This is a genomic window from Microbacterium sp. RURRCA19A, assembly GCF_900156455.1.
Taxonomy (GTDB): Bacteria; Actinomycetota; Actinomycetes; order Actinomycetales; family Microbacteriaceae; genus Microbacterium.
Genome location: NZ_FTNQ01000001.1, coordinates 1,206,623 through 1,221,164 on the forward strand (window position 1 = coordinate 1,206,623; position 14,542 = coordinate 1,221,164).

A 14,542-nucleotide genomic window follows, 5' to 3' on the forward strand; every position below is an offset into this window, starting at 1 on the left:
TTCCCGTCCGGCCCGCGTTTTGCGAGGCTGGACAGCACGACGAGAAAGGCGAGAACCATGTCGGATGTCCTCCGCATCGAATCCGTTCGCATCCACCCCGGCAGCGCCACCCGTGAGGAGGCGATGAAGGAAGCCGCCGATCTGCTCGAAGCCGCGGGCTCCGTCACCGGCGAGTACTTCGCCGCGATGCAGCAGCGCGAGGAGACGGTGTCCACCTACATGGGCAACGAGCTCGCGATCCCCCACGGCACCAACGAGACCAAGCAGGCCATCCTCGCCTCCGGCCTCTCCGTCGTCCGCTACGACGGCGGCGTCGACTGGGGCGGGGAGCCGGTGAGCTTCGTGATCGGGATCGCCGGCAAGGGCGACGAGCACCTCGAGATCCTGTCGCAGATCGCCATCCTCTTCTCCGAGGAGGACGATGTCGCCCGTCTGAAGGCCGCCTCCTCCCCCGCGGAGCTCTTCGAGGCCCTGTCGGGTTCCGTCAACGCATGAAGGCCGTCCACTTCGGCGCGGGCAACATCGGTCGCGGCTTCGTCGGTCTTCTGCTGCACGAGGGCGGCTACGAGCTCGTCTTCTCCGACGTCTCGGCCCCGCTCGTCGCCGCCATCAACGCGGCATCCGAGTACACCGTCCACGAGGTGGGCGAGGGCGGCACCGACAAGACGGTGACCGGCTTCCGCGCCATCGACAGTTCGACGGATGCCGAGGCGCTCGTCGATGAGATCGCCACCGCCGACGTGGTGACCACCGCGGTCGGCCCCACGATCCTGAAGTTCGTCGCGCCGCACATCGTCGCCGGGCTCGCTCTCCGCGACCCCTCGCTCGCCCCCCTGCAGATCATGGCGTGCGAGAACGCGATCGGGGCGACCGACCAGTTGCGCGAACACGTGGTCGAGATCGCCGGCGAGTCGTGGGACGCCCTCGAAGCCCGTGCGGTCTTCGCCAACACCGCGGTGGACCGTATCGTCCCGGCCCAGGCCGTCGGCGGCGTCGACGTGACCGTCGAGCCGTTCTACGAGTGGGCGATCGAGCGCGGGCCGTTCGGCGACGCCCCGCCCCACATCCCGGGCGCGCACTTCGTCGACGACCTCGAGCCGTACATCGAGCGCAAGTTGTTCACCGTCAACACCGGCCACGCGGCGACCGCGTACTTCGGCGCCCAGGCCGGAATCGAGCGCATCTCCGATGCGCTGGCCGAACCCGGGATCGCGGCCGCGGTCGAGGCGGCGCTGGAGGAGACGAGCGCGCTCCTGGTGCAGAAGCACGAGCTCGACCCCGAGGTGCAGGGACAGTACCGCGCCACGATCCTGCGGCGCTTCCGCAACCCCGCGTTGCCCGACACCGTGGGGCGCGTCGGGCGACAGCCGCTGCGCAAGCTCTCGCGTCACGAACGCTTCGTCGGGCCTGCGGCCGAGGCGATCGAGCGGGGTCTCCCCGTCGACGCGCTCGTGGCGGCGATGGCCGCCGCCCTGGAGTTCCAGGATGCCGAGGATGCCCAGGCCGTGGAGCTCCAGCGGCTGCTCGGCGACCTGGATGCCGCGGCGTTCACCGCCGAGGTGACCGGGCTCGCACCGGAGCACCCGTTGTTCGCTCGCGTCGAGGAGATCGTCGCCGCGCGGCAGGCGGCGTTACGCTCGTGAGGTGACAGACACCCCACCGTCCGCCGACGGGGCGCCCCGAGCGCCCCGTCGGCGTTTTCGTGTCCTGCGCTGGATCCTGGGCGGCCTCGGCGCCCTCGTTGTGCTGGCGGTCGGCGGCATCCTGATCTACAGCCAGGTCGGGGTCATGGCAGCCGAGCCGGGCCCCCTCGCCGACGCCCGGGCCAACCCCGGGATGACGATCGCCGATGACGGATCGGCCCTCGTGCTCTCCCCCACCGCCGGCGGAGCCGGGCAGGGTCTGGTGTTCATCCCGGGCGCCAAAGTCCAGGCCGAAGGCTACATCGCGACGTTCGCCGACACGGTCGTCGACGACGGGATCACGGTCGTCATCACGCGTCCGTGGCTCAACCTCGCGTTCTTCGATCCGCGCCCCCTCTCGGCCTTCACCGAGCTCGCCCCCGACGTCTCGGTGTGGGCTGTCGGCGGCCATTCCCTCGGCGGTGTGCGCGCGTGTCAGCTCGCGACGGACGCCGACGCGCTCGTGCTCTTCGCCTCGTACTGCGCGAACGACCTGTCCGGTTCGGGGCTGCCCGTGCTGAGCCTGTCCGGCTCGGAGGACGGGCTGTCCACGCCCCAGAAGATCACCGAGGCGAAGGGCGAGCTGCCCTCGAACGCGACCTTCGTCGAGATCCCCGGAGCCTCGCACGCGTCGTTCGGCGCCTACGGCCCCCAGGCCGGTGACGGCACGCCCACGGCGGATCCGGCCGAGGTGGACAGGGTCATCGCCGAGCAGTTGGCGGCGTTCCTTCCCGCGCCCTGACGCGGCCTCTCCGCCCGGGGGCCGCGGGCGGCGCCGGTACCCGGCCGCGCGCCAAACTCCTGAGAAACGCGCGTGCGACCCGTCGACGCAACCGCGGCGGCCCCTCCCTGGGCGGTAAGTCAGGAGATTCACCCGGGGACGGTGCGAGACGCCGTTGCTTCGCGGCCGCCGTTATCCACAGCGTGGGCACCCATCGGCACGGGACGTCGCGCGTAACGGCCAATGTGGGCCGATGACATCCGCAGATCTTCGGCCCGACGAGTATCGCGAAGTCGTGTGGGCAACGCGCGAGCTCCATGCAGCGGGGTGGTCGCGTCGTTCCCTCGCCCACGCTCTCGCGGACGGCACCCTCACGCGTGTCCGGCAGGGCAGGTTCGTCGCGACCGGCACGCCCGACGACATCGTCGCGGCCGCACGTCTGGGCGGGCGGCTCGACTGCATCAGCCTTCTCGCCCTGCGCGGCGTGTTCGTCCACCACAACACGCACCGCCACGTCCAGCAAGACCCGCTAGCCAGCCGACGTCCTCCCGCACCCCGCGGTGTCGTGTACCACTGGCGCCCGACCGGCGCGCCGCGGAACCGATGTGTGGTCGATGCCGTGGAAGCACTCGCGCAGGCGACCCGGTGCCAACCGCCACGATCGGCCGTCGCGACGCTCGACAGCGCCTGGCATCAGGGACTCATCGACGAAACCGGCGTCGGTGAGGTGTTCGCCCGCGTGTCTCGTCGCTTCCAGGTGCTGCGAGGTCTGCTGGAGCCGCGTGCCGAGGCGGGGACCGAGACCCTCGTCCGGCTCCTCCTACGACACCTCGGCTGCCGGGTCGAGGTGCAGGTCCGCATCGATGGCGTCGGCCGCGTCGATCTGCTCGTGAACGGTTGGCTCATCGTCGAGTGCGACAGCGCCCAATTCCACGGCACCTGGCGCGTCCACAAGAACGACCGACGCCGCGACATGGCCGCACTCGAGCGCGGTTACGTGACACTCCGCCTGCTCGCCGAGGACATCCTCTACCGCCCCGAGCGCATCCGGGCCGCGCTCGAGCGTGTGCTGGCGGACGGCGACCCCAGACGAAACTCCTGAACTTCCGCCCTGAAACGCCCACCTCATCGATCCCGCGCGCCGAAAGGGCCTGAACCTCAGGAGTTTCGCACCCGCCGCCCGCCCGCGCCCCGCCCCGCCCCCCGCGCGCCGGCGCCGACGGGCCACGAGAGCGGGCGAAACTCCTGACGAATGCGATGGTGACAGCCGAGAACGGCGCCCGGTGGACGCCTGGAACCCGAGCCTCAGGAGTTTCGCACGCCGAGCGGGGCGCCCCACGAGCGAGCAATCAAAGGGGGCGCGCACCGAGACCGGCGCACGCCCCGACAGGCCGGCTCAGCGCTGGAAGCCCTCGGCGATGATCTCGATGAGCTCCTCGCGCTCCTCCACCGGCAGGAACGCGCCGGCGGCGGCGTTGAGCTGGAAGGCCTCGAGGTCATCGAGGTCGTAATCGAACGCCTGCGCCAGCAGCCCGAGCTCCCGCGTCAGCGTCGTGCGGCTCATCAGGCGGTTGTCGACGTTCACCGTGACCGAGAAGCCGAGCTGGTACAGCAGGTCGAACGGGTGGGCGTCCATCGTGTCGCCCCAGGCCGTGACCGCGCCCGACTGGAGGTTCGACGTCGGCGAGAGTTCGAGCGTGATCTCCCGGTCGCGCACCCACCGCGCCATGTCGCCGAAGGTGACCAGCACCTCCTCGCCCTCGCGCGACACTACATCGAGGTCGTTCGCGATGCGCACGCCGTGGCCCAGGCGCACGGCCCGACCGTCGATGAGCGCAGAGCGGATGGATGCCAGCCCCGCCCCTTCGCCGGCGTGCACCGTCGTGGGGAAGAACTGCTCGGCGAGGTAGTCGAAGGCCGCGCGATGATTCGATGCCGGGAACCCGTCCTCGGGACCGGCGAGGTCGAAGCCGACGACGCCGCGACCACGCCACGACACGGCGAGCTCGGCGATCTCGCGCGAGCGCGAGCCCTGACGCATGGCGGTGAGCAGCTGCCCGACGCGGATGTCCTTGCCGCGCGCATCCGCGGCATCCTCGCCCTCTTCGATGCCCTCCTGCACGGCATCGACGACGTCATCCAGGCTCAGGCCGCGGGTCAGGTGCTGCTCGGGCGCCCAGCGCACCTCGGCGTAGACGACGCCGTCGTCCGCGAGGTCTTCCACGAACTCCTTCGCCACGCGCACGAGCCCCTCGCGCGTCTGCATCACCCCGATGGTGGCGTCGAACTTTTCGAGGTAATCCTCGAGCGAACCCCCGTCGATGTGGTCGGAGAACCAGGCCTCGAGCCCGTTCGCGTCATCCGCGGGCAGGTCGATGTCGATGTCGTCCGCGAGCTCCAGGACGGTCTGCGGGCGCAGCCCGCCGTCGAGGTGGTCGTGCAGTGACACCTTCGGGAGGTTCTTGAGCTTCTTGCCCTGGATGCGGACGTCGTCGGTGGCCATGGTGCTCCTCGGGTCGGATGCCATCACGCGGTGATGCGCTCGCGCACGAGCGGGGTGCGCGCCGGAGCGGTGTCGCCGATCTCCCACGCGCCCTCGACCGCGGCGAGAGCGCGGTCGAATCGCGTCTCATCATCGGCCGAGAGGGTGAACAGCGGCTGACCGGCCGCGACCCGGTCGCCCACCGTCACGTGGAGGTCGATGCCGGCGGCGTGCACCACGGCGTCCTCGGCGCGGGCACGACCGGCGCCCAGGCGCCACGCCCCGATGCCGAAGGGCAGCGCCTCGACGCGGGTCACCACGCCGGCGCGGTCGGCCACGACCGTGTGCGTTTCGCGCGGGGTCGGGAGAGCGGCATCCGGGTCCCCGTCCTGGGCGCGGATCATGCGCTTCCACACGTCCATCGCCCGGCCGTCGGCGAGGGCCGCCTCGACGTCGGCGTCGGGCTGACCCGCGAGGGTCAGCATCTCGCGGGCGAGGGCGACGGTGAGCTCCACCACGTCGGCGGGACCGCCGCCCGCGAGGACCTCGACGGACTCGCGCACCTCGTTGGCGTTGCCGATGGCGCGGCCGAGCGGGGTGTTCATGTCGGTCAACAGCGCGGTCGTGTTGACGCCCGAGTCGGTCCCCAACGCGACCATCGTCTCCGCGAGTTCGCGGGCCCGGTCGATGTCCTGCATGAAGGCGCCCGACCCGAACTTCACGTCGAGCACGAGCGAGTCGGTGCCCTCCGCGATCTTCTTCGACATGATGCTCGAGGCGATCAGCGGGATCGCTTCGACCGTGCCCGTGACGTCGCGCAACGCGTAGAGCTTCTTGTCGGCGGGAGCGAGGCCCGTGCCGGCGGCGCAGATCACGGCACCGACGTCGGCGAGCTGCGCGAGGATCTCGTCGTTGGAGAGCGCCGCGCGCCAGCCGGGGATCGACTCGAGCTTGTCGAGGGTGCCTCCGGTGTGGCCGAGTCCGCGGCCGGAGAGCTGCGGGACCGCGACGCCGAACGCCGCGACGAGCGGCGCGAGCGGCAGCGTGATCTTGTCCCCGACGCCGCCGGTGGAGTGCTTGTCGACCGTGGGCTTGCCCAGCGACGAGAAGTCCATGCGCTCGCCCGAAGCGATCATGGCATCCGTCAGCACCCGGATCTGGTCGCGGCCGAGGCCGTTGAGGAGGACCGCCATCGTGAAGGCCGACATCTGCGCGTCCATGACGTAGCCGCGCGTGTAGGCGTCGACCAGCCAGCGGATCTCCCCCTCGGAGATTGCGCGGCCGTCGCGCTGCGCGCGGATGATGTCGACCGCGTCGTACTGCTCGGTGCTCATCGGGCCGCCTCCTCGAGGTCACGCGGACCGAAGGCGTCCGGCAGGACCTCGTCGATGGTGCGGATGCCGCTGACCGTCTCGAGCAGCATGCCCGGGATCGCGTGCTCGAAGAGGAGCTGACGGCACCGTCCGCAGGGCATGAGGGTGCGGCCCTCACCGTCGACGCACACGAAGGCCACGAGCTGACCACCGCCGCTCATGTGGAGCTCGGAGACGAGCCCGCACTCGGCGCACAGCGTCACGCCGTACGAGGCGTTCTCGACGTTGCACCCCGCGACGATACGCCCGTCGGCGACGAGCGCCGCGGCGCCCACCTTGAAACGGGAGTAGGGGGCGTAGGCGCGGTGCATGGCCTCGGTGGCGGCGGAACGGAGTTCGTCCCAGTCGATGTCGGTCATCGTGGAGCAGAGGGTCCTCTCGTGAAGGGGGAAGCGGGCCGGGTCAGCCCTTGACGTACGGTTTGCCGGCGGCCGCGGGACCGCGGACCTTCCCGACGAGACCGGCGACGGCGAAGATCGTCACGACGTACGGCAGCATGAGCATGAATTCGCTGGGCACGGGCGATCCGATCACGCCGAGGGTGTTCTGCAGGTTCGAGGCGAAGCCGAACAACAGCGCCGCGAGGGTGGCGCGGATCGGGTCCCACTGGCCGAAGATGACCGCGGCGAGGGCGATGTACCCCGCACCGGCCGTCATCTCCTTGTTGAAGGCACCGACCGAACCCAGCGTGAAGAAGGCTCCGCCGAGACCCGCGATCGCACCGCCCAACGAGACGTTCCAGAACCGGGTGCGGGCGATGTTGATGCCCACGGTGTCGGCCGCCTGCGGGTGCTCGCCCACGGCGCGCAGACGCAGGCCCCACCGGGTGTGGAAGAGGCCGACGTAGACGGCGGCCACCGTGACGTACATCAGGTAGACGATGATCGTCTGATTGAACAGCATCGGGCCGATGATCGGGATGTCCGCGAGCACCGGGATGGGCAGGCGCGGGAAGCGGGGCGGCGAGTTCAGCGTGTCGGCGTGCGGCGACAGCAGCTGCGAGAACAGGAAGCTCGTCAGCCCCACCACCAGGACGTTCAGCACGACGCCGACGATGACCTGGTCGACGAAGTACTTGATCGCGAAGGCGGCCAGGATGAACGACACCAGGACGCCGGCCACCGCGGCGGCGAGCAGACCGACGAAGGGATTGCCGGTCACGGTCGCCACCACCGCGGAGGTGAATGCACCGGCCAGGAGCTGGCCCTCGATGGCGATGTTGACCACGCCGACGCGCTCGCTGAGGACGCCCGCCATGGCACCGAAGATGAGGGGCACCGACAGGCTCAGTCCACCGGCGAGGAGTCCCGTCAGCGGGATGACCGCGGTCGTCGCGCCCGCGGCGGCCCACGTGAGGAATCCGACCATGAACACCACGGCGAAGATCACGGCCAACCAGATCGGCGGGCGACGGTGCGCGCGCACGATGAGGACGCTCGCGACGGTGACCAGCGCGAGGAGGACCGTGCACACGGCCCCCGTGACGACTCCGCCGAGCACCAGCTCGGGGAGCTGGATGAACTCGCCCGGGCTGGAGATGCGGAAGACGGCGTCGCCGTCCTGCCGCGCGACGATGAACAGCACGGCGGCCAGCACCGTGATGACGCCGTAGACGATCGGCGCTTTCCAGCTGACGACGACGGCCTTGTCGAGCGCGTCGGCCGCGGGAGCGGTCTCGGAATGTGCGGCGGTGGTGCTCACCGGGCCGCCTCCTTCTTCTTGGCGGCGCGGGCCTGGGACTGACGCGCCCCGGGGGCCGGCAGACGGAAGATCGCGCGCACCAGAGGGGGTGCCGCGATGAACAGGACGATGAGCGACTGGACGACCAGGACGATGTCGATCGGCACGCCGTTGGCGGCCTGCATGGCGAATCCACCGGCCTTGAAAGCGCCGAACAGGATGCCGGCCACGAGCACTCCCACGGGAGTGGAGCGGCCGAGCAGCGCCACCGTGATCGCGTCGAACCCGATGCCCGCGTCGATACCGCTGGAGAACCCGGTCGTCACCGTGCCGAGGACCTGGTCGACGCCGGCGAGGCCGATGAGCGCCCCGGAGATGAGCATCGAGTAGATGTACATCGACTTGACGTTGATGCCGGCGACGCGCGCGGCGTTCGGGTTCAGGCCGACGGCGCGGAACCGGAAACCCAGCGACGAGCGCTCGAGGATCCACCACACCAGCACCACCGCGAGGAGCGAGAGGATGAACCCGAAGTGCAGGTTGTAGCCCGAGCCGAACAGGTCCGGGAAGACCGCGGTGTCCTTCATCGGCGGGGTCGTCGGGTTGCTCGAACCGGGCGCCTGGAGCAGGCCGGGCGTACGGAGCATGTAGTACACGAGGTAGTACGCCACGTAGTTGAGCATGATCGTCACGATCACCTCGTGCGCGCCGGTGCGGGCCTTGAGGACTCCCGCGATGCCGGCCCAGATCGCACCGGCGGCGACACCGGCGACCAGGGCGATGACCATGTGGACGCCCCACGGCAGGTCGAACGAGAAGGCGACCCAGCCGGCCGCCGCCGCGGCGACGAGCATCTGACCACGACCACCGATGTTGAACATGCCGACGCGGAACGCGAGGGCGACACCCAGGCCCGCCGCGATCAGCGGCGTCGCGAACGTCAGCGTCTCCGTGAGCGGCTTGATCCCCGTGGCGAACTCGGGCCGACGGAAGTTGTATATCGCGCCCTGGAAGAAGGAGGCGTACGCCCCCGACACCGACTGCCAGATGGCGGCGAGCGTGTCGCCCGGCCGCGCGAAGAAGTAGGCCGACGTCGCCTGGACGTTCTCGTCGGTGGCCGCGATCATGATGGCGCCCACGAGCAGGGCCAGGATGACGGCGAGCACCGAGATGATGGCGTTGCCCGTCGCGATCTCGCGCAGGGCGCGGCTCCAGCGGCTCTCTTCGGGCGCGGGCGGCGGCGTCACGACGCGGGCCCCCGCGGCCGTGTCGACGGCGACGGTTCCCTCGAGGGCGACGTCGGCGTCGGTCGCCGCGGCGACCTCCGCGGCGCGATCGGCGCGCGCGGCCGTCGGGTCGTGCGGGCTGTGCGAATCGCTCACGCGGCGACTCCTTCGTTCTGGGGCGCTTCGCCGGCCATCATGAGGCCGAGGACGTCGCGCGAGGTGTCGCCCGGGACGATGCCGACGACGCGGCCCCGGTACATGACCATGATGCGATCAGCGAGAGCGGTGACCTCGTCGAGTTCGGTGGAGACGACGATCACCGGCACGCCGGCGTCGCGGGTCTCGATGACCCGCTTGTGGATGAACTCGATCGAACCGACGTCCACGCCACGGGTGGGCTGGGCGGCGACGAACAGGCGGAGGTCCCGGCTGAGCTCACGGGCGAGCACGACCTTCTGCTGGTTACCGCCGGAGAGGCGTCCGACCGGCGTCTCGATCGACGGGGTCCGAACGTCGAATTCGGCGACCTTGTCCCGCGCGAAGTCGGCGAGCGTCGAGAGCTGCAGGGCGCCGCCCTTGACGAACGGAGCGCCGTCCGCGCGGTCGAGCATGAGGTTCTCGGCGATGGAGAACTCCCCCACCAACCCGTCCTCCTTGCGGTCCTCCGGCACGAAGCCGACGCCCGCCTCGAGGACCGCTCGCACGCTGTGGCCGTTGATCTCGGTGCCGTCGAGCACGATGGATCCCTCGACGCGCTCCTGAAGTCCGAGCAACGCCTCGGTGAGCTCGGTCTGGCCGTTGCCCTGCACGCCCGCGATCGCGAGGACCTCCCCGCGGCGCACGTCGAAGCTGACGTCGTTGACGACCAGCTGACCGATCGGATCGACCACCGTCAGGCGGGAGACGGAGAGACCCACATCGCCCAGCGTCGGGGCGTCCTTGTGCACGGTCAGCTCGACCGCGCGGCCCACCATGAGCGAGGCGAGTTCGGCGTTGGAAGCCTGCGGGTCGGCTTCTCCCACCACCTTGCCGAGGCGGATCACCGTGATGCGATCCGCGACCTCGCGGACCTCACGCAGCTTGTGGGTGATGAAGACGATCGAGGTGCCCGACGACTTCAGCTGACGCATGATCGCCATCAGCTCGTCGGTCTCCTGCGGTGTCAGTACGGCGGTGGGCTCGTCGAACACGAGCACCTTGGCATCCCGGGAGAGCGCCTTGATGATCTCGACGCGCTGCTGGACCCCCACGGGCAGATCGTCGACGAGCGCATCGGGGTCGACGTCGAAGCCGAAGCGGTCGGAGATCTCCTTGACCTTCGCGCGGGCCGAGGCGAGGTCGAGCCGCCCGCCGAATTTCGTGGGCTCGTGGCCCAGCATGACGTTCTCGGCGACGGTGAAGACCGGGATGAGCATGAAGTGCTGGTGCACCATGCCGATGCCCGCGCGCATCGCGTCGCCGGGTCCGGCGAAGTGCTGGACGGCGTCGTCCAGCAGGATCTCTCCCCCGTCGGCCTGGTAGAGGCCGTAGAGGACGTTCATCAGGGTGGACTTGCCGGCACCGTTCTCGCCGAGCAGGCAGTGGATCTCTCCGGCCTCGACGGTGAGGTCGATGTGATCGTTCGCCACCAGGGATCCGAAGGTTTTCGTGATCCCGCGGAGTTCGAGCTTCATGTTCCCGATCCTAAGTTCTGTGGCGCCGCACGCGGGGTGCGACGGGGAGGATCCGCCTCGTGAGCGGATCGGTTCCGATCGCCGCAGCCGGGGCCGCGGCTCCCATAAGGGAGGGGAGGCCGGCACGGAGCCGACCTCCCCCAGGAGAGTGGATCTCTCAGCCGGCCAGGTAGGACTCGACCTTGATCTTGCCCGAGACGATGTCGGCCTTGAGGGCGTCGACCTTGCTGGTCAGGTCGGCGGGGACGCGGTCCGACCAGTCGTGGTACGGAGCGATTCCGACACCCTCGTTCTCGAGGGTGCCGACGAACGGCTTGGTGTCGAACTCGCCCTTGCCCGCGGCGACGATGGCGTCCTTCGTACCCACGTCGATGCCCTTGAGGATCGACGTCAGCAGCAGGCTGCCGACCGAGGGGTCGGTCTGGAACACGTCGGCGTCGACGCCGACCATGGCGATCTCACGGCCGGAGTCCTGGATCGCGACGGCGGCCGACTGGTAGATCGGGCCACCGACGGGCAGCAGCACGTCGACGTTCTGGTCGATGATCGCCTGCGCGGTCTGACGCGCGGTGTCGTTGGCCTCGAAGCCACCGGTGAAGGAACCGTCCTTGGCGGTGCGGTCCCAGCCGACGACGCGCACGGAGGTGCCGTTGTCGGCGTTGTACTTCTCGACGCCCTGGGCGAAGCCGTCCATGAAGATCGTGACGGTCGGGATGTTCATTCCACCGAAGGTGCCAACGACGCCGGTCTTGGAGACACCCGCGGCGAGGTAGCCCGCCAGGTACGCGGCCTGCGCGGTGTCGAAGATGATCGGCTTGATGTTCGGAGCATCCGTCGTGCCGTCGAAGTTCTGGTCGACGGTGTCGTCGATCGAGACGTACTGCAGATCGGGGTTGGCCGTCGCCGACTCGAGCGCGGCGGGCGCCAGGAGGAAGCCGACCGTGATGATCGTGTTGCAGCCCTGGTCGACGAGGCTGGAGAGGTTGGAGGCGAAGTCGGTCTCGGCCTGCGACTGGACCTCGATCGGCTTCTTCGAGCCGAGCTCCTGGGCCGCGGCGTCGAGGCCCTCCTTGCCGAGCTGGTTGAACGACTTGTCGTCGAACCCACCCGAGTCCGACACCATGCAGGGCAGGTAGTCGCTGGCACCGGCAGCGGCCGACGAGCCGGTGCTCTCGGGCGCGGCACCGCAGCCGGCGAGCAGCACGGCCGCGCCGATCATCGCGAGGCCGCTGACGACGGCCTTCTTCGTGGTCTTCACGAATGGTCCTCCAAGACGGGGGCCCCCAACGGGTTCGGGGGACGATGGAGTCACGTTACCCACTGTGACGAATCGCTTGCGCGCCCGGACGGGCCGCACACGGCAATGGTTACAAAGACGCAATCTCGCGTGATGCGCGCGCCACACAACCGCGACCCCGACGGGACCGGATGCCGCCGGCGGCGGCATCCGGTGTCAGAGGACGTCGCCGCGGCCCGTGAGCTTGAGCGCGTCCACCACGCCCTTCACGCGCTGGGCGTTCTCGCTCGTGGTGACCAGGAGCGCGTCGGGGGTGTCGACGACGACGATGTCCCGGACACCGATGAGGCTGATGACGCGCTTGGTCTGCGAGACGACGATGCCGCTGGAAGCGTCGGAGAGGACGCGCGCGTCCTCACCGAGGATCGCCAGCTCGTTGCGCCCCCCGGAGGAGTTGAGCTTGGACAGGCTCGCGAAGTCGCCCACGTCGTCCCAGTCGAAGTGACCGGGGATCACGGCGAGACGCCCCTTCTCGGCCGCGGGCTCGGCGACGGAGTAGTCGATCGCGATCTTCTTCAGACCCGGCCAGATGCGGTCGACCGCGGGACCGCGCAGGTCGCGGTCGTCCCAGGCCTCGGCCAGCTCGATCAGACCGGCGTGCAGCTCGGGCTCGTTGACGGCGAGTTCGGCGAGGAGGACGTCGGCGCGGGTGATGAACATGCCCGCGTTCCAGAGGTAGGCGCGATCCGCGAAGTACTCCTTGGCCGTGTCGAGGTCGGGCTTCTCGACGAAGCGCTCCACCGTGTAGGCCTCGGGCGCGCCGTCGACGATGAGCTCGTCCGCCTGCTTGATGTAGCCGAAGCCGACGGAGGGCTCGCTGGGCTGGATGCCGATCGTGCAGATGTAACCCGCACGGGCGACGGCGACCGCCTGACGGACGGCGAAGTCGAACTGCCGCGTCTGACGGATGACGTGGTCGGCGGCGAACGATCCGATGATGACGTCGGGCTCGCGGCGGACGAGGATCGCGGCCGCCAGGCCGATGGCGGCGCTGGAGTCGCGCGGCTCGGACTCGAGGAACACGTTGTGGTCGGGCACGCCGGGAAGCTCGCGCTCGACCGCGGCGCGGTGCGCACGGCCCGTCACGACGGCGATGCGATCGTCGCCCGACAGCGGCGCGAGACGGTCCCAGGTGTCGCGCAGGAGCGTCTGACCGGATCCGGTGAGGTCGTGGAGGAACTTGGGTGCGTCCGCACGGGAGAGCGGCCACAGGCGGCTGCCGATCCCACCGGCGGGGATAACGGCGTAGAAGTCGTCGATAGCAGGTTCGGCCATGGCACCGACCCTACTCGGCGAGCCCCGCCGGTTCCGCCCACGCGGGGGAAACAACTCCGCACGGAAATTCGCGCGAAACTATCTCGACATCGAGAGAGTGTTAGGCGACCCTCATCCCTCCGTTTCATAGCCCGGCCGTAGTATTCAGTGGCGCCCGTGTGACGCTCGGGGCCTGTGCCGGCCCCACACCGTGTTCGATCAGGGAGGACGACCGTGTCAGCACCAGCACGTGCCACGCCGTCGGTGAAAGAGACCACCTCGAAGAGGCCGCGCGGAACGCTCTACCGCGGCCGTGAGGGCATGTGGTCGTGGGTCCTGCACCGCATCACCGGTGTGGCGATCTTCTTCTTCCTGCTCGTCCACATCCTCGACACGGCCCTCATCCGGGTGTCCCCCGAGGCGTACGACGCCGTGATCGGCACGTACAAGAACCCGATCATGGGTCTCGGCGAGGTCGCCCTCGTGGGTGCCATCGCCTACCACGCCTTCAACGGTCTTCGCATCATCGCGGTGGACTTCTGGCCGTGGGCGACACGCCACCAGCGTCAGCTGTGGTGGGGTGTCCTCGGCCTCTGGGTCGTCACGATGCTCGGCTTCACGCCGCGCCACCTCATCAACGTCTTCAGCGCCGTCACGGGGAGCCACTGATGTCCGTCGCCCAGGAAGCCAGCACGATCCCCGCCCCCCGCACGCCCGCCGTGCGGAAGAAGGGCTCGAACCTCGAGAAGTGGGGGTGGGTCTACATGCGCGCCTCCGGCGTGCTGCTGGTCGTCCTCATCTTCGGGCACCTCTTCGTCAACCTGATGACGGGCGAGGGCATCCACCAGATCGACTTCGCGTTCGTCGCCGGGAAGCTCGCCTCGCCGTTCTGGCAGTGGTGGGACGTCCTCATGCTCTGGCTGGCGCTCATCCACGGTGCGAACGGCATGCGCACGATCGTGAACGACTACGTCACCACCCCGTCCGTCCGCCGCGTCCTGGTCTGGGCGATCGGGCTGTCGGCCGCGTTCCTGATCCTTCTCGGCACGCTCGTCGTCTTCACCTTCGACCCCTGCCTCGGCGTCACCGAGAGCAGCTCCCTGTGGGAGATCTGCCAGGCGTGAGCCTCGGCATCCTCCTTTTCGACTGAGACA

General features: G+C 69.6%; 14 protein-coding genes. 6 read left to right on the forward strand and 8 right to left on the reverse strand.

The annotated features are described in order from the left end of the window. The first annotated feature begins 57 nt into the window (after nucleotides 1-57). From BW982_RS05810 to BW982_RS05825, 4 genes are all read left to right on the forward strand, one after another. Entirely contained in the window at nucleotides 58-495 is a 438-nt protein-coding gene (locus BW982_RS05810) for a PTS mannitol transporter subunit IIA (RefSeq protein ID WP_076491064.1), read from the forward strand. Further along, a complete protein-coding gene (locus BW982_RS05815) occupies nucleotides 492-1,643 on the forward strand; it encodes a mannitol-1-phosphate 5-dehydrogenase (RefSeq protein WP_076491065.1) in 1,152 nt (383 codons plus the stop codon). Before BW982_RS05810 ends, BW982_RS05815 begins: the two co-directional genes overlap by 4 nt. A 1-nt stretch (nucleotide 1,644) precedes the next feature. Next, on the forward strand, nucleotides 1,645-2,424 hold the full coding sequence (locus BW982_RS05820; protein ID WP_076491066.1) for an alpha/beta hydrolase: 780 nt from the start codon (nucleotides 1,645-1,647) through the stop codon (nucleotides 2,422-2,424). A gap of 232 nt (nucleotides 2,425-2,656) precedes the next feature. Then, nucleotides 2,657-3,505 (forward strand): endonuclease domain-containing protein, encoded by an 849-nt coding sequence (locus tag BW982_RS05825; RefSeq protein WP_076491067.1) that lies wholly within the window; start codon nucleotides 2,657-2,659, stop codon nucleotides 3,503-3,505. Nucleotides 3,506-3,799: 294 nt separating this feature from the next. On the opposite strand, the gene BW982_RS05830 is transcribed toward BW982_RS05825, so the two are convergent. The 8 genes from BW982_RS05830 to BW982_RS05865 form a co-directional block, all read right to left on the reverse strand. Then, nucleotides 3,800-4,906 carry an adenosine deaminase gene (locus BW982_RS05830; protein ID WP_076491068.1) on the reverse strand — a complete coding sequence of 369 codons (1,107 nt, stop codon included), beginning with the start codon at nucleotides 4,904-4,906 and terminating at the stop codon, nucleotides 3,800-3,802. Nucleotides 4,907-4,929: 23 nt separating this feature from the next. Then, the gene (locus tag BW982_RS05835) at nucleotides 4,930-6,219 is read right to left on the reverse strand and encodes a thymidine phosphorylase (protein WP_076491069.1); all 1,290 of its coding nucleotides are present in this window, start codon (nucleotides 6,217-6,219) and stop codon (nucleotides 4,930-4,932) included. After that, entirely contained in the window at nucleotides 6,216-6,617 is a 402-nt protein-coding gene (locus BW982_RS05840; protein WP_022878797.1) for a cytidine deaminase, read from the reverse strand. Before BW982_RS05840 ends, BW982_RS05835 begins: the two co-directional genes overlap by 4 nt. A 43-nt stretch (nucleotides 6,618-6,660) precedes the next feature. Then, nucleotides 6,661-7,959 (reverse strand): ABC transporter permease, encoded by a 1,299-nt coding sequence (locus BW982_RS05845; RefSeq protein WP_076491070.1) that lies wholly within the window; start codon nucleotides 7,957-7,959, stop codon nucleotides 6,661-6,663. Then, nucleotides 7,956-9,185: an ABC transporter permease gene (locus BW982_RS05850; protein WP_076491924.1), complete on the reverse strand. Its 1,230-nt coding sequence runs from the start codon at nucleotides 9,183-9,185 to the stop codon at nucleotides 7,956-7,958. The genes BW982_RS05845 and BW982_RS05850 overlap by 4 nt, the downstream gene beginning before the upstream one ends. Nucleotides 9,186-9,316: 131 nt before the next feature. Further along, nucleotides 9,317-10,837, reverse strand: a complete 1,521-nt coding sequence (locus tag BW982_RS05855) for an ABC transporter ATP-binding protein (RefSeq protein WP_076491071.1) — start codon at nucleotides 10,835-10,837, stop codon at nucleotides 9,317-9,319. Nucleotides 10,838-10,994: 157 nt separating this feature from the next. After that, nucleotides 10,995-12,095 (reverse strand): BMP family lipoprotein, encoded by a 1,101-nt coding sequence (locus tag BW982_RS05860; protein ID WP_254845523.1) that lies wholly within the window; start codon nucleotides 12,093-12,095, stop codon nucleotides 10,995-10,997. Between the two features lie 195 nt (nucleotides 12,096-12,290). Continuing rightward, nucleotides 12,291-13,409, reverse strand: coding sequence for a mannose-1-phosphate guanylyltransferase (locus BW982_RS05865; protein ID WP_076491072.1), 1,119 nt, complete (start codon nucleotides 13,407-13,409; stop codon nucleotides 12,291-12,293). 213 nt (nucleotides 13,410-13,622) lie between these two features. On the opposite strand from BW982_RS05865, the gene sdhC reads away from it, so the two are divergent. Together sdhC and BW982_RS05875 are read left to right on the forward strand one after the other, a co-directional pair. Beyond that, complete coding sequence (gene sdhC / locus BW982_RS05870; RefSeq protein WP_076491073.1) at nucleotides 13,623-14,057, forward strand: succinate dehydrogenase, cytochrome b556 subunit; 435 nt, start codon at nucleotides 13,623-13,625, stop codon at nucleotides 14,055-14,057. After that, nucleotides 14,057-14,512: a succinate dehydrogenase hydrophobic membrane anchor subunit gene (locus BW982_RS05875; protein WP_076491074.1), complete on the forward strand. Its 456-nt coding sequence runs from the start codon at nucleotides 14,057-14,059 to the stop codon at nucleotides 14,510-14,512. The genes sdhC and BW982_RS05875 overlap by 1 nt, the downstream gene beginning before the upstream one ends. Nucleotides 14,513-14,542: the final 30 nt, after the last annotated feature.

Excerpts from the sequence above, each read along its gene's own strand:
- BW982_RS05810 (WP_076491064.1), top strand. The coding sequence starts at position 58 with ATGTCGGATGTCCTCCGCATCGAATCCGTTCGCATCCACCCCGGCAGC.
- BW982_RS05815 (WP_076491065.1), top strand. The coding sequence starts at position 492 with ATGAAGGCCGTCCACTTCGGCGCGGGCAACATCGGTCGCGGCTTCGTC.
- BW982_RS05825 (WP_076491067.1), top strand. The coding sequence starts at position 2,657 with ATGACATCCGCAGATCTTCGGCCCGACGAGTATCGCGAAGTCGTGTGG.
- BW982_RS05830 (WP_076491068.1), bottom strand. The coding sequence starts at position 4,906 with ATGGCCACCGACGACGTCCGCATCCAGGGCAAGAAGCTCAAGAACCTC.
- BW982_RS05835 (WP_076491069.1), bottom strand. The coding sequence starts at position 6,219 with ATGAGCACCGAGCAGTACGACGCGGTCGACATCATCCGCGCGCAGCGC.
- BW982_RS05840 (WP_022878797.1), bottom strand. The coding sequence starts at position 6,617 with ATGACCGACATCGACTGGGACGAACTCCGTTCCGCCGCCACCGAGGCC.
- BW982_RS05855 (WP_076491071.1), bottom strand. The coding sequence starts at position 10,837 with ATGAAGCTCGAACTCCGCGGGATCACGAAAACCTTCGGATCCCTGGTG.
- BW982_RS05865 (WP_076491072.1), bottom strand. The coding sequence starts at position 13,409 with ATGGCCGAACCTGCTATCGACGACTTCTACGCCGTTATCCCCGCCGGT.
- BW982_RS05875 (WP_076491074.1), top strand. The coding sequence starts at position 14,057 with ATGTCCGTCGCCCAGGAAGCCAGCACGATCCCCGCCCCCCGCACGCCC.